The 22,229-nt window shown below is 71.4% G+C and carries 16 protein-coding genes; 8 read left to right on the top strand and 8 right to left on the bottom strand.

Going from position 1 to position 22,229, the window contains the following annotated elements; translation table 11 throughout:
- Positions 1-127 precede the first annotated feature (127 nt).
- The 3 genes from pepN to ACWFRJ_RS08100 all read left to right on the top strand — a co-directional run bounded on the left by pepN (position 128) and on the right by ACWFRJ_RS08100 (position 4,594).
- A complete protein-coding gene (pepN, locus tag ACWFRJ_RS08110) occupies positions 128-2,695 on the top strand; it encodes an aminopeptidase N (protein WP_453525628.1) in 2,568 nt (855 codons plus the stop codon).
- 145 nt (positions 2,696-2,840) lie between these two features.
- Positions 2,841-3,821, top strand: coding sequence for an ATP-binding cassette domain-containing protein (locus tag ACWFRJ_RS08105; RefSeq protein ID WP_453525626.1), 981 nt, complete (start codon positions 2,841-2,843; stop codon positions 3,819-3,821).
- Between the two features lie 50 nt (positions 3,822-3,871).
- Positions 3,872-4,594: an ABC transporter permease gene (locus ACWFRJ_RS08100; protein WP_453527116.1), complete on the top strand. Its 723-nt coding sequence runs from the start codon at positions 3,872-3,874 to the stop codon at positions 4,592-4,594.
- A 15-nt stretch (positions 4,595-4,609) separates the two neighbouring features.
- Here ACWFRJ_RS08100 and ACWFRJ_RS08095 read toward each other — a convergent pair whose 3' ends face one another.
- From ACWFRJ_RS08095 to ACWFRJ_RS08080, 4 genes are all read right to left on the bottom strand, one after another.
- Positions 4,610-7,765 carry a BTAD domain-containing putative transcriptional regulator gene (locus ACWFRJ_RS08095; protein WP_453525623.1) on the bottom strand — a complete coding sequence of 1,052 codons (3,156 nt, stop codon included), beginning with the start codon at positions 7,763-7,765 and terminating at the stop codon, positions 4,610-4,612.
- Positions 7,766-7,890: 125 nt separating this feature from the next.
- The gene (locus ACWFRJ_RS08090) at positions 7,891-8,796 is read right to left on the bottom strand and encodes a LysR family transcriptional regulator (RefSeq protein WP_453525620.1); all 906 of its coding nucleotides are present in this window, start codon (positions 8,794-8,796) and stop codon (positions 7,891-7,893) included.
- 51 nt (positions 8,797-8,847) lie between these two features.
- Positions 8,848-9,789, bottom strand: a complete 942-nt coding sequence (locus ACWFRJ_RS08085; protein ID WP_453525617.1) for a DMT family transporter — start codon at positions 9,787-9,789, stop codon at positions 8,848-8,850.
- A 159-nt stretch (positions 9,790-9,948) separates the two neighbouring features.
- The gene (locus tag ACWFRJ_RS08080; protein ID WP_453525614.1) at positions 9,949-11,403 is read right to left on the bottom strand and encodes an FAD-dependent monooxygenase; all 1,455 of its coding nucleotides are present in this window, start codon (positions 11,401-11,403) and stop codon (positions 9,949-9,951) included.
- A 99-nt stretch (positions 11,404-11,502) separates the two neighbouring features.
- Between ACWFRJ_RS08080 and ACWFRJ_RS08075 the strand changes: the two genes are divergently transcribed.
- Complete coding sequence (locus tag ACWFRJ_RS08075; RefSeq protein WP_453525611.1) at positions 11,503-12,138, top strand: TetR/AcrR family transcriptional regulator; 636 nt, start codon at positions 11,503-11,505, stop codon at positions 12,136-12,138.
- Between the two features lie 113 nt (positions 12,139-12,251).
- Here the strand turns inward: ACWFRJ_RS08075 and ACWFRJ_RS08070 are convergent, their stop codons facing one another.
- The 3 genes from ACWFRJ_RS08070 to ACWFRJ_RS08060 are packed head-to-tail and all read right to left on the bottom strand — an operon-like array spanning position 12,252 to position 14,986.
- On the bottom strand, positions 12,252-12,491 hold the full coding sequence (locus ACWFRJ_RS08070) for a hypothetical protein (protein WP_453525608.1): 240 nt from the start codon (positions 12,489-12,491) through the stop codon (positions 12,252-12,254).
- A gap of 20 nt (positions 12,492-12,511) precedes the next feature.
- On the bottom strand, positions 12,512-14,740 hold the full coding sequence (malQ, locus tag ACWFRJ_RS08065; protein WP_453525605.1) for a 4-alpha-glucanotransferase: 2,229 nt from the start codon (positions 14,738-14,740) through the stop codon (positions 12,512-12,514).
- A complete protein-coding gene (locus ACWFRJ_RS08060; RefSeq protein ID WP_453525602.1) occupies positions 14,741-14,986 on the bottom strand; it encodes a hypothetical protein in 246 nt (81 codons plus the stop codon).
- A gap of 343 nt (positions 14,987-15,329) precedes the next feature.
- Here ACWFRJ_RS08060 and ACWFRJ_RS08055 point away from each other — a divergent pair, with 343 nt between their 5' ends.
- The 3 genes from ACWFRJ_RS08055 (at position 15,330) to ACWFRJ_RS08045 (ending at position 20,201) form a co-directional block, all read left to right on the top strand.
- Entirely contained in the window at positions 15,330-18,329 is a 3,000-nt protein-coding gene (locus ACWFRJ_RS08055; protein ID WP_453525599.1) for a beta-N-acetylglucosaminidase domain-containing protein, read from the top strand.
- Positions 18,330-18,423: 94 nt separating this feature from the next.
- Positions 18,424-19,752: a hypothetical protein gene (locus ACWFRJ_RS08050; RefSeq protein WP_453525596.1), complete on the top strand. Its 1,329-nt coding sequence runs from the start codon at positions 18,424-18,426 to the stop codon at positions 19,750-19,752.
- A complete protein-coding gene (locus tag ACWFRJ_RS08045) occupies positions 19,749-20,201 on the top strand; it encodes a hypothetical protein (RefSeq protein WP_453525593.1) in 453 nt (150 codons plus the stop codon). The genes ACWFRJ_RS08050 and ACWFRJ_RS08045 overlap by 4 nt, the downstream gene beginning before the upstream one ends.
- 97 nt (positions 20,202-20,298) lie before the next feature.
- On the opposite strand, the gene ACWFRJ_RS08040 is transcribed toward ACWFRJ_RS08045, so the two are convergent.
- Entirely contained in the window at positions 20,299-20,835 is a 537-nt protein-coding gene (locus tag ACWFRJ_RS08040; RefSeq protein ID WP_190080400.1) for an HNH endonuclease, read from the bottom strand.
- Between the two features lie 266 nt (positions 20,836-21,101).
- Between ACWFRJ_RS08040 and ACWFRJ_RS08035 the strand changes: the two genes are divergently transcribed.
- Entirely contained in the window at positions 21,102-22,181 is a 1,080-nt protein-coding gene (locus ACWFRJ_RS08035; RefSeq protein ID WP_453525590.1) for a mechanosensitive ion channel family protein, read from the top strand.
- Positions 22,182-22,229: the final 48 nt, after the last annotated feature.

Here is a 22,229-nt window from a genome sequence, read left to right as displayed (position 1 = left end):
CACGGCAGCCTGCGAACAATCCCGCCCGGCGGCCGGTGGCCGATGCCTCGCCATGCCCGTGGACCCACGTGGAAGGATGGCTGGAAACGCCACAAGTCGTACCTGACGTTCCTGAGGAGATGACCGCGTGCCCGGCACGAATCTGACCCGCGAAGAGGCGCAGCAGCGGGCGAAGCTGCTCACCGTTGACTCGTACGAGATCGACCTCGATCTCTCCGGCGCCCAGGAGGGCGGCACCTACCGGTCGGTGACCACGGTGCGCTTCGACTCCGCGGAGGCGGGCGCCGAGACCTTCATCGACCTGGTGGCCCCCGCGGTCCACGAGGCCGTCCTGAACGGCCACTCGCTGGACGTGGCCGCCGTCTTCCGTGACTCGCGCATCGCGCTGAAGCACCTGGAGGCGGGGCCGAACGAGCTGCGGGTGGTCGCCGACTGCGACTACACCAACACGGGTGAGGGACTGCACCGGTTCGTCGACCCGGTCGACCAACAGGCCTATCTCTACACGCAGTTCGAGGTCCCTGACGCGCGCCGCGTTTTCGCGTCCTTCGAACAGCCCGATCTCAAGGCGACGTTCCGGTTCACCGTGAAGGCGCCGTCCGGCTGGACGGTCATCTCGAATTCGCCGACGCCCGAGCCCAGCGGTGACGTCTGGGTCTTCGAGCCCACGCCGCGCATCTCGACGTACATCACGGCGCTCATCGTCGGTCCGTATCACTCGGTCCACAGCTCGTACGAGGGTCCTGGCGGCCAGTCGGTTCCGCTCGGCATCTACTGCCGCCCCTCGCTCGCGGAGTTCCTCGACTCGGACGCGATCTTCGAGGTCACGCGGCAGGGCTTCGACTGGTTCCAGGAGAAGTTCGACTACGCGTACCCCTTCGCCAAGTACGACCAGCTCTTCGTGCCGGAGTTCAACGCGGGCGCGATGGAGAACGCGGGCGCGGTGACCATCCGCGACCAGTACGTGTTCCGTTCGAAGGTGACGGACGCGGCGTACGAGACGCGCGCGGAGACCATCCTCCACGAGCTGGCCCACATGTGGTTCGGCGACCTGGTGACGATGGAGTGGTGGAACGACCTCTGGCTGAACGAGTCGTTCGCCACGTACACGTCCATCGCCTGCCAGGCGTACGCGGAGAACTCGCGCTGGCCGCAGTCCTGGACGACGTTCGCCAACTCCATGAAGACATGGGCGTACCGCCAGGACCAGCTGCCGTCCACGCACCCGATCATGGCCGACATCCAGGACCTGGACGACGTCCTGGTCAACTTCGACGGCATCACGTACGCGAAGGGCGCGAGCGTCCTCAAGCAGCTCGTGGCGTACGTCGGCGACGACGAGTTCTTCCGGGGCGTGCAGGCCTACTTCAAGGCGCACGCGTTCGGGAACACGCGCCTGTCCGACCTGCTCGGCGCCCTTGAGGAGACCAGCGGGCGCGACCTCAAGACCTGGTCGAAGAAGTGGCTTCAGACGGCGGGCATCAACGTCCTGCGCCCTGTCGTGGACGTCGACACCTCCGGCAAGATCACGTCGTTCGCCGTGAAGCAGGAGGCCCCTGCCCTCCCGACGGGCGCGAAGGGCGAGCCGACGCTGCGCCCGCACCGGATCGCGATCGGCCTGTACGACCTCGACGACGACAGCGGCAAGCTCCTCCGCACGGACCGCGTGGAGCTGGACGTGGACGGCGAACTGACGTCGGTGGACGATCTTGTGGGCCGCGCGCGTCCCGCGGTGATCCTCCTGAACGACGACGACCTCTCGTACGCGAAGGTCCGTCTCGACGCGGAGTCGCTCGCGTTCGTCACCGAGCACATCGGTGACTTCGAGGCGTCGCTGCCGCGCGCCCTTTCGTGGGCGTCGGCGTGGGACATGACGCGGGACGCGGAACTCCCCACGCGGGAGTATCTGTCCCTCGTCCTGTCCGGTATCGCCAAGGAGTCGGACATCGGGGTCGTCCAGTCCCTGCACCGCCAGGTGAAGATGGCCCTCGAGCTGTACGCGGCCCCGTCCGGTCGCGAGGAGGCGCTCTCCCGCTGGACGGACGCGACGCTCTCGCACCTGCGCTCGGCGGAGCCCGGCGGCGACCACCAGCTGGCGTGGGCGCGTGCGTTCGCTTCGGCGGCGCGTACGGACGAGCAGCTCGACCTCCTGGAGGGGCTGCTCTCCGGGAAGCAGTCGATCGAGGGCCTCGCCGTGGACACGGAGCTGCGCTGGGCCTTCGTGCACCGGCTCGCGGCGACGGGACGGCTCGACGAGGCCGGGATCGCGGCGGAGCTGGAGCGCGACAAGACGTCCGCGGGCGAGCGGCACGTGGCGGCGGCGCGCGCTGCGCGGCCCACGGCGGAGGCGAAGGCGGAGGCCTGGGCCTCGGTCGTGGAGTCCGACAAGCTCCCGAACTCGATCCAGGAGTCCGTGATCAGCGGCTTCATCCAGACCGACCAGCGCGAACTCCTCGCCCCGTACACGGAGAAGTTCTTCGCGGCGGTCAAGGGCGCGTGGGACTCGCGCTCGCACGAGATGGCGCAGCAGATCGCGGTGGGCCTCTACCCCTCGCTCCAGGTGTCGCAGGCGACCCTGGACGCGACGGACGCGTGGCTCGCCTCCGCGGACCCGTCGGCGGCCCTGCGCCGCTTGATCACGGAATCCCGTGCGGGCGTGGAGCGGGCGCTGCGGGCGCAGGCGGCGGACGCGTAGCGCTCCCGTAGTCGCAGGACGCGGCCCACCCGATTGCCCTGAGGCAATCGGGTGGGCCGTGTCAGTAGCCCTGCCAGTGGCCGTGTCAGGGGCCATGTCAGCGGGGTGACAGGTGCGTGACAGCGCCCGTGGCCACGGTGGGGACATGAAGAATTCGGCAAGCGCAATCGCAGTCGCGGGACTGCGCAAGGCATACGGCGACAAGGTCGTCCTCGACGGCATCGACTTCGAAGTCGCCGCGGGGTCGGTCTATTCGATGCTCGGCCCGAACGGGGCGGGCAAGACGACCACGGTGAACGTCCTGGCGACGTTGCTCAAGGCCGACGCCGGGACGGTGCGCGTCGCCGGGCACGACGTGGCGACCGCGACCAGGCAGGTGCGCGCGTCCATCGGCGTGACCGGTCAGTTCGCCGCGGTGGACGAGCTCCTTTCGGGCCGGGAGAACCTGCGCCTCATGGCGGACCTCAAGCGCGTGCGCTCCGGCGACCGGGTGGTCGCGGGGCTCCTCGAACGGTTCGACCTGGCGGAGTCGGCGGACAAGATGACGGCGACCTACTCCGGCGGTATGCGCCGCAAGCTGGACCTGGCGATGACGCTGGTCGGCAACCCGCAGATCATCTTCCTGGACGAGCCGACGACGGGCCTCGACCCGCGCAGCAGGCGCACGATGTGGGGAATCGTCCGCGAGCTCGTCGCCGAGGGCACCACCATCTTCCTCACCACCCAGTACCTCGACGAGGCCGACCAGCTCGCCGACCGGATCGCGGTACTCGACCGGGGCCGCCTCGTCGCCGAGGGCACCCCCGAGGAGCTCAAGCGGCAGATCCCCGGCACCCATGTCCGGCTCCGGTTCGCCGAGCTCCACGAACTCGACGTCGCGGCGCGGATTCTGGCCGGGTCCACGCGGGACGACGAGGAGCTGACCCTGCGGGTGCCGAGCGACGGTGAGTCGAGGTCGCTGAAGGCCCTCCTCGACCGGCTCGACGAACATGAGCTCAACGCGGCGGAGTTCTCCGTGCAGACACCGGACCTCGACGACGTCTTCCTCGCCCTGACCGAGAACACGGGCCCGAGCACAAGCACGAGCCCGAGCACGAACACGAGCACGAAGGCGGCCGCACTGTGAGTACTGTCCGGACAGCTGCTTTCTCGACCTCACTGGCCGATTCGGCGATCATGTTGCGCCGCAATCTGAAGCACACCATGCGGAACCCGACCACGGTGTTCAACGCGGTCCTGTTCCCGATCGTGATGATGCTGATGTTCGTCAAGGTGTTCGGCGGCGCGTTCAGCGTCGGTGAGAACTACATCGACTACGCCACGCCGGGTCTGCTCGTGATGGCCATCAGCTACGGCCTCGGGGCCACGTCGGCGGCCGTGAACGACGACATGACGAAGGGCATCATCAACCGGTTCAAGACCATGGACGTGTCCCGCGGCGCCATGATGACCGGGCACGTCGTCGTCACCACCGTGCGCTGCCTGGTGGCCTGCGCGGCCATCGTCGCGGTGGCCTTCGCGATGGGGTTCGACCCGGCGGCGAGCGCCCTCGACTGGCTCGGCGTACTCGGTCTCGTCCTGCTGCTCAGCTTCTCGACCAGCTGGCTCACCGTCGCCCTCGGTCTCGCCGCGAAGTCGGTGGAGTCGGCGGGCTTCGCCACCGTGCCGCTGATCATGCTGCCCTTCCTGAGCAGCGCGTTCGTCCCCGCGGACACGATGGGGGCCGGCGTGCGGCAGTTCGCGGAGTACCAGCCCTTCACCCCGATCATCGAGACGCTTCGCGGGCTGCTTGCGGGCAACCCGTCGAGCGGCGACGCGATCACGGCCGTCGTCTGGTGCGTCGGGCTCGCCCTCGTCGGGTACGTGTGGGCGGTCTCCACGTTCAAGAAGCGGGCGTGACCACACGTTCGGCTCTCAGGGAGCGAGCGTGATCTCGACAAGACGGGACCAGTTGGTCCGCGTCCCCTCCTCCGCCGCCTCGGCGTACCGCGCGTCGCCGAGGCGGCTCCGCGCGGTCTGCTCGATCCGGGCCACGTCGGGACTCGAACGGTCCCGCAGGCCTCGTACGCCCGCGCTCGCCGCGAGGAGACGCGCGGCCTGCTCGGGCTCGTCGCGGCGCAGTGCCAGGTCCGCGACCCCCACGAGCACATGGGCGATCAGCATCTCGTGCCCCGCGTCGGACGCCGCCTCGCAGGCCGCGGCGCGGTGATCCCGGGCCTCGCCCAGGTCGTCGGCGAGGTAGCCGAGCACGTCCTGCGTGATCACGCGGATGTTCGCCCCCTCCGCTTCGTCGCCCAGCAGGGCCGTTACGACACCGAGTTGGCGGCGCGCCTCCTCGGTGTCGCCGCCCCACCGGGCGATGTCCATCCTCGCGAGGGCGAGCTCGGCCAGCGCGTTCGGCCAGGTGACCCGCTCCGCGCACCGCTGCGCCTCGGCGATGGCCGCCGCGCAGGCGTCCTCGTCGCCGAGCAGCCGGTACAGCCGCGCCTGCAACGACCGCAACCTGATGACGTCCTCGGTGGCACCGACCTCGGTGACGACCGCGACTGCCTGCTCGTAGTACGCGCACGCACCGGTGAACTCACCGCGCACGGCGATCCGGTCCGCCAGCTCGCTCAGGGCGAAGGAGATCCCGAACCGTTCGCCGAGCTCCCGGAACTCGGCGAGCGCCGTCTCAAGGTGTGCGTCCGCGTCCCTTCCGCCGTGGCCGAGCATGATGCGCGACTTGCCCATGTGCAGCCGGGCGAGGGCACGCACCCATGGGTCCTCGCTGTCGAGCAGCGGTTCGAACGCGGACAGGGCCGCGTCGGTCCCGTGCAGCATGCGTTCCATCGCGGTCACGAGCTCGAGCAGCGGGGAGCCGTTCCGGCTGAGCCGGCTGAACCGGTGCGCCTTGTTGATGGACTCCGCGGCCTCCTGCGCGTCGCCACGGCCGGAGCTCACGAACAGCACGACCAGCAGGTACGCCATGGCCCTGACCTCGTCGGTCACCTCGCCCGGCGTCCTGGTGGCCGCGGTGATCAGCTCGATGCCCTCTGTTCTGTGCCCCGCGAGCCACCAGTACCAGCCCGTGCTCGCCGCGAGGCGCATCGCAGCCTGCGCCTCGCCCGCCGCGAGCGCGCCGCGCATCGCCGCGTTGATGTTGTCGTGCTCGGCGTCGAGCGCGGCGAGCCACTCCAGTTGCTCGGCTCGGCGAAGATGCGGCTCCGCGGTCTCGGTGAGTTCGGTGAAGTGGGCGAGATGCGCGTGGCGCGCCGACTCCGACTCCCCCGCCTCCGCGAGCCGGTGCCCGGCGTACTCCTTGATCGTGCCGATCATGCGGTAGCGCGGGGTGCTTCCGGCATCGGCGACCAGGAGCGACTTCTCGGTCAGCGCGGTGAGCAGTTCGAGCACCTGCTCCCGCTCGACGCCCTCACCCGCACGGCCCGCGCAGACCCGTTCGGCCGCTTCCGGGCTCGCCCCGCCGGAGAACACCGAGAGCCTGCGCAGCACCGTCCGTTCGGCGTCGGTGAGCAGGTCCCAGCTCCAGTCGACCACCGCACGCAGCGTCTTGTGCCGGGGCAGCGCGGTCCGGCTGCCGCTGGTGAGGAGGCGGAACCGGTCGTCGAGCCGGTGGGCGAGCTGATCGACGGACATCGTGCGCAGGCTGGCCGCGGCCAGTTCGATCGCCAGCGGCATCCCGTCGAGGGCCCGGCAGACGCGCACCATCGTCGACAGCGTGCGGGCGTCGGCCGCGAGGTCCCTGCGCACCGCCCCGGCCCTGTCCCGAAGGAGCTGCACGGCGGGTGAGGACTCGATCTCCGCCGGGCCCGCGCCCTCCTCGGGCAGGGCGAGCGGCTCGACCGGCCACAGCGCCTCCCCGGTGATGCCGAGCGGCTCCCGGCTCGTCGCCAGGATCCGCAGCCCTCTGCACTCCCCCAGCATCCGGTGGGCGAACACCGCAGCCGACTCGATCACGTGCTCGCAGTTGTCCAGGATCAGCAGCGTGTCCCGTTCGCGGATCGCGGCGATGAGCCGGTCCGTCAGCTCCGCGTTCGGGGCGCCGCCGAGCAGGGCGTCCCGCAGGCCGAGACCGGCGAGCGTCGACTGTGCCACGTCGCCGTCCGCGCCGATGGCCGCGAGTTCCACGAGCCAGACCCCGTCCGGCAGGTCGCCGAGCAGCGTGCGCGCGGTCTCCGTGGCCAGCCTGGTCTTGCCCGAGCCGCCGGGTCCGATCACGGTGGTGAGCCGGTGCTCGGCGATCAGCTCGCGGACGGCGGCGACATCGGCCTCCTTGCCGACGAAGGTGGTCAGCTCGGCACGCAGGTTGGTCTTACGGCTCTCCTGCCTCTGCCCCAACTCGCCCCGCAACAGGGCGACGTGCAGGGCGGCGAGCTCCGGCGAGGGGTCGACGCCCAGTGCGTCGGACAGGGCCTCCCGGGCACGCTGGTGGACAAGGAGCGCCTCGCTGTCACGACCGGCCGCGGCGAGGGCGCGTATCAGCGCGGCGACGAGCCGTTCCCGCAGTGGATGCGCGGCCACCAGGTCGGTCAGCTCCGTGACCATCTCCGCGCCGCGCCCGAGAGCGACCTCAGCGTCGGCCCGATCCTCCGTGGCGGTCAGGCGCAGCCCTTCGAGGCGGACGATCGCGGCGTCGAACGCGGCGCTGTCCTGCAGACCGACGTCCTGCATCGCCGCACCGCGCCAGAGCCCGATGGCCTCGTGCAGCAGCCGCACCCGCCGGGGACCGTCCTCGGTGCCGGTAGCCCGGCCCGCGACGACGAGACGTTCGAACCGCACGGCGTCGACGGCGTCGGGCTCGACCCTCAGCCGGTAGCCGTCGGTCTGCCCCTCGACCACGCCACCCGGCAGGACCTTGCGCAGCCGGGAAACCAAGCGCTGCAAGGAGTTCGCCGCGTCGGCGGGCGGGTGCTCTCCCCAGATCCAGTCGACGAGCGACGCCTTCGGCACGGCCTGCCCCGGCCTGAGCGCGAGGGCGATCAACAGCCCGCGCAGCCGCGCACCCGGCACGTCGGCCAGGCCACCGTCGTCGGTACGCACCTCGAATGGGCCCAGCATCCCTATCTGCACCCGCTGATTTTGCCATGGGCGCCCGGCGGGCATTTTCGGATGGATACGACTCAATGACGCCTCGCCGAAAGGTGGTTGAGCAGCTCCTTCCGACTTCGAGACCGCACGCGGCCGTGCGGAGGCTCTCAGCCAGGGTCCGCCGCCCCCCGCAACGCCCCAAGCACCCTGCTCACCGCGGCGCCCCCCGCCGCCCCGCGGCGCACCGCCGCCACCACATGCCGCCGCGGCCGGTCCGCGGTCAGCTCGCGCATCGCCACGTCGTCGCGGCGGACCGCCGCCATGCGCGGGACGAGGGCCACCCCCATCCCCGCCTCCACCATCGCGAGGATCGCCGTCCAGCCGGAGGCTGAATGCGCCTGCTCCGGCGTGAATCCGGCTCCCTCGCACGCCGCACGCGTGATCTCCGACCAGGGACCGCTGCCCCCGAAGATCCACGGCTCCCCGGCCAGATCCGCGAGCCGGAGCCCCTCGGCCGCCGCCAGCGGATGGTCGCCGGGCAGCGCCACGTCCAGCGGATCCGCGAGGAGCGACTCCCGCGTGAAGCGCGTGTCCGCGTCCCCGGGCGCCGGCGCCGTCACCGCCAGGGAGAGGGCGACGTCCACCTCGCCCGCGGCAAGGAGCTCGTACGCCTGTGCCGCCTCCGCCTCACGGACCCGCACCGAGATCCCGGGCGCCGCGGCCCGCAGCTCCCGCACCGCGGGGACCACGAGTGCGGGCACCGCGGTCGAGAAGGCGCCGACCCGCACCTCCCCCGCCTCGCCCTGCGCGTACGCCGCCAACTCCGCGTCCGCACGCTCCAGCTGGGCGAAGACCGCTTCCGCGTGCCGGAGCACCAGATGTGCCGCGTCCGTCAGGCGGACCCGCCGCCCGTGCGCCTCCAGGAGCGGCACCCCCAGCTGCTTCGCGAGGTTGGACAGCTGCTGCGACACCGCCGACGGCGTCATCTGCAGCGTCCGCGCCGTCGCGGTGACCGTGCCCCGCTCGCTCAACGTACGCAGGATCTGCAGTTTCTTGATGTCCCACTCGCTCATGGAGTCAACGTACCGACTGGTCAGGAGAGGTGATCCCACCGGACGCGCCCCCTACTTCGTACGCGCCGAGCCGAGCACGACCCCGCCCAGGATCAGCCCCATGCACATCACCTGGAGCCACCCCATCGCCTCGCCGAGCAGCGCGAAGGAGAGCAGGGCGACGCACACCGGCTGGAGGTAGTAGATGACCCCCGCGCGGGCGGCGCCGATGATCGAGATGGCCTTGTTCCAGGCGAAGAAGGCGATCGCGGACGAGACGACACCGACGTACAGGAGCGGGGACACCGTCCCGAGGGTGGGCTCGAAGCCGCCCTGGAGCACATAGCTGGCCACGAACACCGGAAGCAGCATCAGCGCGCCGAGCGTGAACGTCGCGAAGAGGAACGGCAGTCCGCCGATCTCCGTCGGCTTGCGCTTGAGCAGCGCGCTGTACGAGCCGAAGGCGACGGCGCCCGCGATCACCCACAGGTCACCCACCGCGAAGTCCATGGCGAGAGATCCCCCGGAGACCAGGACCAGGACGCCCGCGCAGGCGATCAGCATGCCCGTCACGCGCCGCGCCCCGAGCTTCGCGCCGCCGAGTCGTTCGTACACCGCCATCAGGACCGGCGACGCCGCCATGATCATGCCCATGTTGCCCGCGGTGGTGGTGACGCCCGCCTGGTTGACCAGGGTGTTGTAGATGGTGACGCCGAGGAGGGAGGCGAGGAGCAGGAAGCGCAGGTGCCCCCGGAGCAGGGCCCGCTGCCGCCATGTCTGCCGCGCGGCGAACGGCGCCACCACCGCGATCGCGATGATCCAGCGCCAGAACGCGTGCTGAATGGGCGGCACGCTGTCGGCCAGGGCCCGCGAGGTGACGAAGCTGCCCGACCAGACGACGGTGGCGAGCGCCGCGAGGGCGAGGCCGGTGCCTATGGGGCGTGCGGCCCGGTGCGGCGCCTTGCTCGGCGTCGACGCGGCATGGATGGAGGTCGTCCGGTCCAGGACCGTCACTGATATCCCTGGTCTCTCTCCACCACCCGGCGGGGATCTCTTGGTTGGTTGTGGGGCTACCGTCACACCTCCTCACCCATCAGGTCCATCGAATCTTTTCGAGGGTTCTTTGAAGGTGGACTGAACAATTGACTGAACGGTACGCCTCGTGCGCCGCCGTCACGCCGCCGCGCCCCACTCCCCCAGCGCCGCCCGCACCGCACCCGCACCCGCGTCCACCTCGTCCGCAGCCCACGCCACGTACCCGTCAGGACGGACGAGAACGGTCGTACGCCGCCCGCTCGTCCAGTGCGTCACGACGGCACGCCCCGCGCCGTACTCCGCGTCAGCGCCCTCCGGGACGATCAGTACGAACTCGCCCTCGCGCAGGACCTCGTAGAGCCGCCCCTCCTTGAGCGCGATGTCCGGAGCGCGGTGTCCGGCCATGCGGTGGGCGCCCTTCGGGGCGGGGTAGGTGTAGCCGATGCCGCTGATCTGGCCGATCGCCTTGTCGCGGACCGGGCGCACGGCGCCGATGAAGGACGCGAGCACGGCACGGCCCGCGCGCGACCACGGGCGCTTGACCATCGCGAGCCGCACGATCCCGCCGCTGCTGCGCAGGACCGCCTTGCCGATGGGGTGCCGCTCCGACTGATAGGTGTCCAACAGGCCTTCCGGCGCACGGCCGTTGACCACCGCCGCCAGCTTCCAGCTCAGGTTCACGGCGTCCTGGAGGCCGGTGTTCATGCCCTGACCGCCCGCCGGGGTGTGGACATGCGCGGCGTCCCCGGCGAGGAAGACCCGGCCGACCCGGTACGCGGGCGCCTGGCGCTCGTCGCTGTGGAAGCGGGACATCCAGCGGGCGTCATGCATGCCGTAGTCGCGGCCGAGCGCGAGCCGGGCGATCTCCTTGACCTCTTCGAGGCCGAGGGGCTCGCTGTCGGGGACGTCGTGGGCGCGGTTCCAGCCGATGACGCGGTAATAGCCGTCGGCGAAGGGCGCGATGAAGGCGAAGGCGTCACCGGCGGCGTTCACGGTGAGCATCGACGCGGGCTTCTCGGCGAGCTTCACGTCGGCGAGGACGAGCGAGCGGATCACGGACTTCCCGGGGAAGGGCAGGCCGATCGCCTCGCGGACCGGGCTGTGCAGCCCGTCGGCGCCGACGACGTACGCCGCCCGTAGTGTGCTCGACCCGCCGCCGGGGCCCCGGACTTCGAGGGTCACGCCATCCGTGTCCTGGGTGAGTCCGGTGACCTCGCTCCCGTACCGGAAGTCGACACCGGCCGCGATCGCCCTCCGTTCGAGGACTCGCTCCACCTCGTACTGCGGCAGGACGAGGATGTGGTTGTAGCGCGAGGGCAACTCGCCGAAGTCCACGTCGAGGCGGGCGAAGAACCGCAGACTGCCGAGCGTCCTGCCCATGGCCTCCAGTTCGTCGGCGAGGCCGCGCGCGTCGAGTTGTTCGAGGGTGCGGGCGTGCAGCACCAGGGCGCGCGAGAGGTTGCTGATCCCGTGCGGCCGCTTTTCGAGGAGGGTGACGGGGACGCCCGCGGCCGCCAGGTCTCCGGCGAGCAGCAGCCCGGTGGGGCCGGCGCCGACGACGATCACGGTGTCCTGGGTCTGGGTTCCGTTCATGGCGGCCTCCTTGTGCCAACAACTGTTGGTCAACGCTTGTTGGCCAACGTAGAACCGCCGTCATGGACTGTCAACACATGTTGGCCTACGCTTGTTGGCATGACCGAAAGCGCACCCGATCCAGTGACCGCGGCGAGCAAGACGAGCAGGGCGAGCAGGGCGACCGAGGAAGTCGCGGCACCGCCCCGCCGCTCCGACGCGACCCGCGGCGCGATCCTCGCCGCCGCCCGCGAGCGGTTCGCCGCTGACGGCTATGAACGGGCCACCATCCGCGCCATCGCCAAGGACGCGCGGATCGACCCGTCGATGGTGATGCGCTATTACGGCAACAAGGAGGGCCTGTTCGCCGCGGCCTGCTCCATCGATCTGCGCCTGCCCGATCTCACCGCGGTGCCGCGTGAGGACGTCGGGCGCGCCCTGGTGAGCCACTTCTTCGACATCTGGGAGAACGACGGGGTGCTGACCGCGATGCTCCGCGTCGGCATCACGAACACGGCGGGCGCCGAGCGCATGCAGGGCATCTTCAGGGACCAGCTGCTGCCGGTCGCGCGCCGCGTCTGCCCCGATCCCGCCGACGCGCCGAAACGGGCCGGGCTCTGCGCCTCGCAGATCCTCGGCATGGCGCTGACCCGCTATGTGCTGCGCTTCCCGCCGACGGTCGCGCTGTCCGGCGAGGAGATCGCGGAATGGGTCGGGCCGACGGTCCAGCGTTATCTCACGGCCGAGCGGCCGTGACGTACGTGACGTACGTGCCACGACATGCGTAGGGGGCTCTTCGTCGGCACGTACGCGTGTGTCGCGTACGCGCCGACGAAGAGCCCCCTACGGAGAACTCGGAAAGTGAAGCGTCAGCCCTGCTTCTCCTGCTTGCGGGACTTGTCACCGACCATGACGAGGCCCGCGATCACCAGGAACAGCACGATGGGCGCCACGACATAGAGACCCAGCGTCTCGACCACGCTCAGGCCCGGACCCGGGTCATCACCGTCGTCCTGCATGTACGCGAGCGCGGGGGACGACATGAGCAGCATCATCAGCGTCGTACCGGAAGCCAGGGCACCGGCGCGCAGAGCGTTCTTCTTGTCCACGGTGCCAACGTAGCGAATGGCTAAACGGGCCGCGCGCCCGGGGGTGCCGTACGGGGCTTTCGGCGCGAGCGGAACCCGTCCGTGAACACGTCCATGAACGCGTGCAGGCGCGGCGACGCGGCGAGTTCCTCCAGGGTGACGGGGCGCCCTTCGGCGTCGGCGATCGGCAGCCGCCAATTGGGGTACTGCTCCCAGGTGCCGGGCAGATTCTGCGGGCGCCTGTCGCCGACCGCGTCCGGCAGCCATACGCCGATCATGCGGGCCGGGGTGGCGCGCAGGAAGCGGTGGACGGCGCGGATCTCCTCCTGCTCGTTGCCACCGCCACCGGGCAGCAGCCCGAGCCGGGAGAGCAGCCCGAGCCACTCCGACACGTCGGCCGCCGCCTCGGCCTGCTCCACGGCCGCCGGGCGGGTCAGCAGACCGAGCCGGTCGCGGAGTTGGACGTGCTCGCCGCTGAGCCGGGCCGCTGTGGACGGCAGGTCGTGGGTGGTGGCGGTGGCCAGGCAGTCCGCGCGCCACCGCTCGGGCGGCAGCGGCCGTCCCGTACCGGCCCAGTCCCGCTCGAACCAGAGCACGGACGTGCCGAGCACGCCGTGCCGCTGCAGGGTCTCGCGGACACCCGGCTCTACGGTGCCGAGGTCCTCGCCGATGACGAGGGCGCCCGCGCGGTGCGCCTCCAGGGCGAGGACGGCGAGCATCGCTTCGGCGTCGTACTGGACGTACGTTCCCTCGGTGGGCGCGCGGCCCTCCGGGACCCACCAGAGCCGGAAGAGCCCCATCACATGGTCGATGCGGATCGCGCCCGCGTGCCGGAGCAGTCCGCGCAGGAGGGCGCGGTAGGGGGCGTATCCGGACTCGGCGAGGCGGTCGGGGCGCCAGGGCGGAAGGCCCCAGTCCTGGCCGCGCGCGTTGAACGCGTCCGGCGGGGCACCGGCCGACATGCCCGCGGCGAAGTGCCGCTGCTGCGCCCAGGCATCGGCCCCGGCCGGATGTACGCCGACCGCGAGGTCGTGCACCAGGCCGATGTCCATGCCCGCGTCGCGCGCGGAGCGCTGCGCGGCCGCGAGCTGGGCGTCGGTGAGCCAGGCGAGACGGCAGTGGAAGTCGACGCGGTCCATCAACTCGCGGCGGGCGCGGGCGGATCGGGGCGACGCGGGGTCGCGCAGGGGCGCGGGCCAGGTGTGCCAGTCGGGGCCGTACCGCTCGGCGAGCGCGTACCAGGTGGCGTGGTCCTCGAGGGCTTCGCCGTGCTCGGCGATGAAGTCGTTGTAGGCGGCGCGCCGTCCGGGGCCGAGCGGGACCTCGTGGATCAGCTCCAGGGCCTCGAGCTTGAGCTCCCAGACCGCGTCGCGGTCGATCAACTGGCCCTGCTGGAGCACGGACTCGCGCAGTGCGGCGGCCCGGCGCGTGAGGTCGGCCGCCCGGTCGCGGGCCTCGCCCGCCAGGTGCGCGTACTCGGGAACGTCCTCGACCCTCAGATGGACGGGGTCGGGGAAGCGACGCGAGGAAGGGCGGTAGGGAGAGGGGTCGGACGGCCCGTCCGGTGGCTTAGGCACCGCCGCGTGCAACGGGTTGACCTGCACGAATCCCGCACCCAGGGCGCGCCCGGACCAGGCGGCGAGCTCGGCGAGGTCACCGAGGTCGCCCATGCCCCAGGAGCGGCGGGAGAGGAGGGAGTAGAGCTGGACGAGCATCCCGTACGTGTTCGCGCGCGGGGGCGGCAAGCGGTTCGGGGCGACGACGAGGTGGGCGGTGGCCGTGCGGGCGTCCGGGGTCTCGGCTCGAAGCTGATGAACGCCCGGCGGCAGCGCCTGCACCCGGTCACTCGGCGACAGCCCCTGTGCTTGATCACCCGGCGGCAGCCCCTGCGCCCGATCATCACCCGGCGTCTCCCACTCCACCCGCTCCCCCTGCTCCGTCTCCACGGAGAGCCTCGTGCCCGGCGGCAGGCCCGACCAGGGCGGGGGCACGTCAGGGCCGCCCAGCCACACCACCACCGTCGGCGGCAGCAGCCGGGCGCTCAGCTCCGTCTCACGGTCCGTGAGGGCGCGGCGCACCGTCTCGGGTGTGCTCGCGTCCACGTCGAGGGCGGCCAGGGCCGCGATCACCGCGGCGTCGGTGGCCGGAACCGTTCGGTCCGGTGACGGGGAGTAAGAAGTCGCCACGCCGTGCAGGGCGGCAAGGCGGGAAAGTCCGGTGGCGCCGGTCGAAGTGGGGCCGATGGGATCGGTGGCTTCGGGTGGGGCCATCTAGACCCCCATGTAGTCCAGGCCCGACGCGGTGCCGGTGGAGGTCGGCTCGCTGGTCAGCGGGGCGGCGTCGGCGAGCGGCGGCTCGCTGGTCAGGGGTGCGGCGTCGGCCAGCGGGGGCTCGCTGGTCAGGGGCGGCTCCAGGCAGCCGCAGGAGCAGGAGCCGTCGAGTCCGGAGTCAGGACCGGAGACCTGTTTGGAGAGAGCGGAGAGAAGCATCGTGGAAGCGGGCACGTAGGGCTCCATTGTCAGGGGACGGGTCTTCGGCAGCAGCCCTACCCCGAAAGCGGGATCGCAGACATATCCGTTGTATGAACGTGCGCGTACTCACATTCGTTTCCCCGAGCGGGGGCATAGACGCAAGATCTTCCTTTCTCCCTGCTCCACCCCCCTCCTCCACCCCTCCTTCACCCTCCCCTTCGCCCCTCCGGCACGCGCGTGCGAACTCCGCGCCCGTTGACACCCGAGCCATGCGGGTGATGGGCTCAGTGACACCCTGAGACGACTCATGCACCGCAAGTGATCATCAGGACCCAGGGCCCAGAACCCAGGACGAGGGACCGCGCCGAGCCGATTCGAGGAGAGTGCCGTGCAGCTGCGGCGCAGGAAGGGCGCGGTGGCCATCGCCGTCGCCGTCATCGCCGGCACGCTCGGCGGCGCTCCGGGCGCTGCCGCCGCCCCAGGCGCCCCCGGCACCCCCGGAAAGCCCGGCACCCCGGCCGCGTCCCCGGACGACGACCGGGAGACCGACGGCACCCTCCCGCCGGTCTGGCCCCGCCCCCAGTCGATGAGCATGAGCACGGCCGGGGCTCCGGTCACCGTCACCGACGAGGTCGTCCTGGTCACAGGGCGGGCCCCGGACCCGTACGCCATGGATGCCCTCCGCTCCCTCCTCAGTGACGCGGGCGCCCGCAGAATCACCGAGGTGAGGGACGGCGAACCGCTCCCCGCGGGCAGCGGAAACCTCGTCATCCGTACTGAAGGCGTCAGTGCGGACCAGGCGCTGCGCACCCTCGGCGCCCGCGACCGGCGCGACCTCCCGTCCGGCGGCTACCGCCTCGCGGTGGGCCGGATCGGCGGCCGGGACACCGTCGCCCTCGCGGGCGTGGGCGACGACGGCCTCTTCCACGGCGTACAGACCCTCCGCCAGCTGGTCACCAGGAGCGGCGAGAAGAACACCGGCGGCACCCGGCAGACCATCCCCGGCGTCCAGATCCGCGACTGGCCGGGCACCGCGGTCCGCGGCATGACGGAGGGCTTCTACGGCACCCCGTGGACCCGCGCGCAGCGCCTGGACCAGCTGGACTTCATGGGCCGCACGAAGCAGAACCGCTATCTCTACGCCCCCGGCGACGACCTGTACCGCCAGGCACGCTGGCGCGAGCCGTACCCCGCCGACCAGCGCGCCGACTTCCGCGCCCTCGCCGAGCGGGCGCGGCGCAACCACGTCACGCTCGCCTGGTCCATCGCCCCCGGCCAGGCCATGTGCATGTCGTCCGAGAAGGACATCAACGCCCTGAACCGCAAGATCGACGCGATGTGGGCCCTGGGCGTACGAGCCTTCCAGCTGCAGTTCCAGGACGTCAGTTACAGCGAGTGGCACTGCGGGGCGGACGCCGACGCCTTCGGTTCGGGGCCCGAGGCCGCCGCGAGAGCGCAGTCCCGCGTCGCCAACGCCGTCTCCGCGCACCTCGCCGAGCGCCATCCGGACGCGAAGCCGCTCTCCCTCATGCCCACGGAGTACTACCAGAACGGCTCGACGAAGTACCGCGACGCCATCGCGGGCCGCCTCGACCACCGCATCGAGGTGGCGTGGACCGGCGTCGGCGTGGTCCCCAAGACCATCACCGGGCGTGAACTCGCGGGCGCCCGCGCGGCGTTCGGCGATCACCCGCTCGTGACGATGGACAACTACCCCGTCAACGACTTCGCCCAGGACCGCATCTTCCTCGGCCCCTACACCGGCCGCGAACCCGCCGTCGCCACCGGCTCGGCGGCGCTGCTCGGCAACGCCATGGAGCAGCCGTCCGCGTCCCGCATCCCGCTGTTCACCGCCGCCGACTACGCCTGGAACCCGCGCGCCTACCGCCCGCACGAGTCCTGGCTCGCCGCGATCGACGACCTCTCGGGCGGCGACAGGAGGACGCGGGGCGCCCTGCGCGCCCTCGCGGGCAATGACGCGTCCTCCGTGCTCGGCGCCGACGAATCAGCGTATCTGCGCCCGCTCATCGACGACTTCTGGCGCGCGCGTACGACGACGGACACCGCCCGCGTCAAGAAGTCCGGGCAGGACCTGCGGAATGCCTTCACCGTCATGAGGGAGGCACCACAGCGGCTCACCGACAGCGACAACGGCAGCGGGATCGCCCGCGAAGTACAGCCCTGGTTGACGCAGTTGGCGCGCTACGGGAAAGCGGGCGAGACGGCGGTCGACATGCTGCGCGCGCAGTCCACCGGCGACGGCTCTGCCGCCTGGCGCGCATCGCGCACCCTGGCCGCACTCCAGAAGGAGCTGAAGGCGGCCGGTCAAGTCACCGTCGGCAAGGGCGTCCTGGCCCCCTTCCTCACGCGGTCGCAGAAGGCGTACGAGGCATGGGCGGGGCTCGACAACGAGCAGGCGTCGGACCGCGCGACGGTCCGCGTCCCCCGCGCCCGCCCCCTCACGGCGGTGACCGCGCTGACCGACCCCGGCACCAAGGGCAGCATCGAGGCCCACGTCCCCGGCGAGGGCTGGCGCCGCGTCGCCGCCCTGTCCGGCACGGGCTTCACCGAGGCCGGGCCCAGGAGGACGGGCCTGCGCGCCGACGCCGTCCGCGTCAAGATCACCGAGGGCACGGTCCGCCACCTGGTCCCCTGGTACGCCGACTCCCCCGCCGCCCGCTTCTCCCTGGCCCACACCGAGGCCGACGTGGAGATCGGCGGCGGCCCGCACCGGGTCACGGCGAAGCTGACGTCCCTGCGCCCCGGCGACGTACAGGGCAAGGTCACGGCGAAGGCCCCCGAGGGCATCGAGGTGCGCACCCCCGAGAAGTCCACGCTGCCGCGCGGCACGCAGGTGGACGTCCCCGTCGACGTCACCGTCCCGGCGGGCACGCGCTCGGGAACGTACGAGATTCCGCTCGCCTTCGACGGCCGGAGCAGAACGGTCTCGGTCCGCGCCTACCCGCGCACCGCGGGACCCGACCTGGCGCGCGGCGCGAAGGCGTCGTCGTCGGGCGACGAGACGGAGGACTTCCCGGCGTCCGGCGCCAACGACGGTGACCCCAGGACCCGTTGGTCGTCGCGGTACGAGGACGGCGCCTGGTGGCAGATGGAGCTCGCGGAGCCGGTCAGGCTCGGTCAGGTCGTCCTGCGCTGGCAGGACGCGTACGCGGCGGGCTACCGCGTGCAGACGTCCGCCGACGGCAGGACCTGGCGCACGGCGGCGACCGTGAAGGACGGCAGGGGCGGCCGCGAGGCGGTCCGCATGGATGCCCGCGACACCCGCTACGTCCGGGTGCAGGGCGACAGGCGGGCCACGCGCTTCGGCTACTCCCTCTGGTCGTTGGAGGCGTACGCGGTGGCCGATCCGGTGACCGACGCCAGGTAGACGAGCGGGGCGTCAGCAACGCGCCTGCGGGACTTGCCAGTTGGGCGGTCGGGCGCGCGATGATGGAGGCGAGGCCTCATCGGGGGGGATCGACATGCGAAGACTGGCGCACCGACCGGATGCGCGGCGCTCGTCTGCCGTTCTGCTGTACGAGGGCGACGTCGGCTGGCCGGACGCCTACCGTCACCGGCCCGGTCACGAGAACGATCCGTACGAGCGGGAGCGCCGTGAGCGCGAGTGGTACGAACGGGAGCGGCACCACCAGACGGGCAGCGGGCGACGCCCGTACAGGCCTCGCCCCTCTCCCCCTGCCACGCGGGCCCTCCGGGACTCCCTGACCCGCTGGCCCAACAGCCTCTTCCGCGCCGAGCCGGGCCGCGTCGTCGCGCTCGACATCACCTTCCCGGACAGCTCGTACAGGCTCCACGAAGTCGCCCGCGACACGAGCGATCTGCTGCTCGTCCACTACACGGGCGTCCTGGACGTCAGCGACCCGGGTGACCGGAGCTCGGGCCGGAGCGGCCTACCGCTCGACTCGTTGTTCGATCTGGTCGATCTGACCCCGGCCCGGCACATCGTCATGGTCCTGGAACCGGAGCGGCCGGACCAGGTCCCGCCGGTGGCGGAATTCCCCCGTCCGTACGCGTTCCTGATGCGTCACTTCCAGGGCCGTCTCACGCTGATCGTCACCACCCCGGACCGTTGGTCGCCCCGCCCGTTCCTGACCGACGCGCTCGGCATCGATGGACCGCTCTCCGTGCGCATGCTCACCGCCCACCCGCGGGCACGGGCCCTGATGCGGGCGGACGGCCCCGACGTACGGCTGTCGGGCCCCGGACGGCGCGGCGGCCGGGCCCCGCTGCTGAACCACCACACCCGCGACCACGCACTCGCCGTCACCCGCTCCGCACTCACCAAGGCCCGCGAGTACACCGCGTCCGCGCTGTCCGCCACCGCACTGCCCGCCCTCCTGCTTCTGGCCTTCGCGGTGATCGCGGGCGGCCTCTACGCCCTGCTCAGGGCGTTGCCGCCGATGCGGGGGACGTGGGGGGCGGCCGCGCTGCTCGGCCTGTGGGCGGTGCTCGTCGTCATCGGGATCGTCGGCGCCCGGCTGCGGAGGCCGCCCGCCCGCGCCCGCCCGCCCGACACCGCGTCCACGGCGTCTCCCGTGCCCCGACGCCGCGCCTTCATGGACGGCGTATGGGCGGCATGGGGATTCTCAGGACCGCTGACGGACACGGCCGGGCGCCCCCGACAGCCGGCCCCTGCCCCCCCGCGCCCCACCCGTGAGGAGGCACGGGCCGAGGTCGAACGATCCCTGAACGCCTTGTACTCCAGGCTGCCGGTGCCCCAACTGCGAGCCCCGGACCCGCCCGCGCCTCCCCCGTCCCCCTCGCCCGACAACAACGGGACCACTCCATGACCGCCCCCGTCCCACCCAGATCACCGGAGCCGGAGAACCCACCGGAGCCGGAGAAATCCCCGGAGCCCGCAGCCCAACCCGCACCCGCCGAGTACCGCGAGCTGCCGTCCGGCGAGCAGATGCGGATCTGGAACGATCTTGTGTCGGATTCGGCCGAGCGCATGCTGTCGCTCGTCGAGCAGGAGTTCCAGATGAAGAACAGGCTCGTCGACCAGCGGATACGGGACGCCGAGCACAACCGCCGTCTCGACCTGGTCAACGTGTGGTTCCGGGCGGCGGGCCTGGTGACCGGCGTGGTCCTCGGCGCGGGCGGGATCGTGGGCTACCTCTGGATCGCCAAGTACTGCGTCGACCACGGAGCGGCGGGCGCGGGCGCCGGGCTGCTCGGCGGCGGTGTCGCGGCGCTGGCAGCCGTGATCACGGCCGTACAGCGGCGTAACGGCTCATGACGCGACAGCTCATGACGCGACGGTTCATGACGGTGACCGGAGCGGTGAAGACGCCGACGCCCCGGCCGCCCCGGTCACACGTAAAAGCCCGGATCTCTCAGGCAGAAATGCCATCGATCCGGGCCATCGCGTCGTCCGCGCCGAACGGCTGCAAGTACGGCAGCCAGCGCGGATCCCTATGCCCGGTCCCGATGATGCGCCACGCGAGCCCTGAGGGCGGCGCGGGCTTGTGACGCAGGCGCCACCCCAGCTCCAGGAGGTGACGGTCCGCCTTGGTGTGGTTGCAGCGGCGGCAGGACGCCACCACGTTCTCCCAGGCGTGCTGACCGCCACGGCTCTTCGGAATGACGTGGTCGACGCTGGTTGCGACGCCACCGCAGTACATGCACCGACCGCCGTCGCGGGCGAAGAGCGCCCGCCTGGTCAGAGGAACGGGCCCCCGGTAGGGGACCCGGACGAACCGCTTGAGGCGGACCACGCTGGGTGCGGGGACAGTGCGCGTTGCGCTGTGCATGAAGGCGCCGGATTCCTCGAGGCAGAGAGCCTTGTTCTCCAGGACGAGGACGAGCGCGCGGCGGAGCGGTACGACGCCTAGAGGCTCGTACGACGCATTGAGGACCAGGACGTGCGGCACGGATGCCTCCTATTACGCCGGCGGCGCGTGGCTCGCGCCGGGACGATCTGTAGCCAGTCTCCCCTCATGCCTGGTCCAAGCGCCACCATGTACCGGTAACGGGCTCGGAGTGTTTTCGACCACAGATGTACAACACCCTCATCTTCCCCAAGTGAGCACTGTCTCTCCCTCGAACATCACAACGATCCACACACAATGCCCCGTTAGTGTGGTGACTCTGCCCGGTGCTCCTCCTGGGCAGGCCGCTATGCCTGGAGGTACCTGCCGTGTTCCTGTCCGTCCTGTCAGCAGCCGGAACGGACCCGGACGACAAGACGACGCCGAAGCCCCCGACCTTGGAAGACGCCCAGGAGCACGCGACGAACGCCGCGAGCTGGGTGGAGCAGAACTGGTCGGCGTGGCTGGGCATCGGGCTCCGCATCCTGCTGATCATCGCCGTCGCCGTCGTCCTCCGTGTGGTCATCCGGCGCTCGATCACCAAGCTCATAGAGCGCATGAACCGCACGGCGCAGTCCGTGAACGGTTCGGCGCTCGGCGGCCTCCTGGTCAACGTGGAGCGCCGCCGCCAGCGCTCGCAGGCCATCGGCTCGGTGCTGCGCTCGGTGGCGTCGTTCCTGATCCTGGGCACCGCCGCGCTGATGATCCTCGGCACGTTCCAGATCAACCTCGCCCCGCTGCTCGCGTCGGCGGGTGTCGCGGGTGTGGCGATCGGTTTCGGCGCCCGCAACCTGGTCACGGACTTCCTCTCCGGCGTTTTCATGATCCTCGAGGACCAGTACGGCGTCGGCGACTCGATCGACGCGGGCGTGGCCTCCGGCGAGGTGATCGAGGTCGGCCTGCGCGTCACGAAGCTGCGCGGCGACAACGGCGAGATCTGGTACGTCCGAAACGGCGAGGTCAAGCGCATCGGCAACCTCAGCCAGGGCTGGTCGACGGCGGGTGTGGACGTCACCGTCCGCCCGGACGAGGACCTGGAGAAGGTGCAGGCGACGCTGATCGAGGTCGGCGAGTCCATGGCGAAGGACGAGCCGTGGAACGAGCGCCTCTGGGGCCCGGTCGAGGTGCTCGGCCTGGACAGCGTGCTCCTTGACTCGATGGTCGTGCGGGTCTCCGCGAAGACGATGCCGGGCAACGCCCTGGGCGTGGAGCGCGAACTGCGCTGGCGCATCAAGCGGGCCTTCGACGCGGCGGGCATCCGCATCGTGGGCGGCCTCCCCCTCCAGGCGACGGAGGAGGCACCCGACCCGTCGGCGGGAGTCGCGGCCCCCTCGGCGTACGCGTCCGCGACCTCCCCGCAGTCCCTGGCGGCGTCCCCGATAGCACCGCCGCCGAACCTGGCGAAGTAGGTCGCGGTCGGGGCGGCCCGCTGGGAATGCCCTTGAGTCTCCAGTGAC

The organism is Streptomyces sp. NPDC055239 (assembly GCF_053606205.1).
This window is presented reverse-complemented; position numbering and strand designations above follow the sequence as displayed.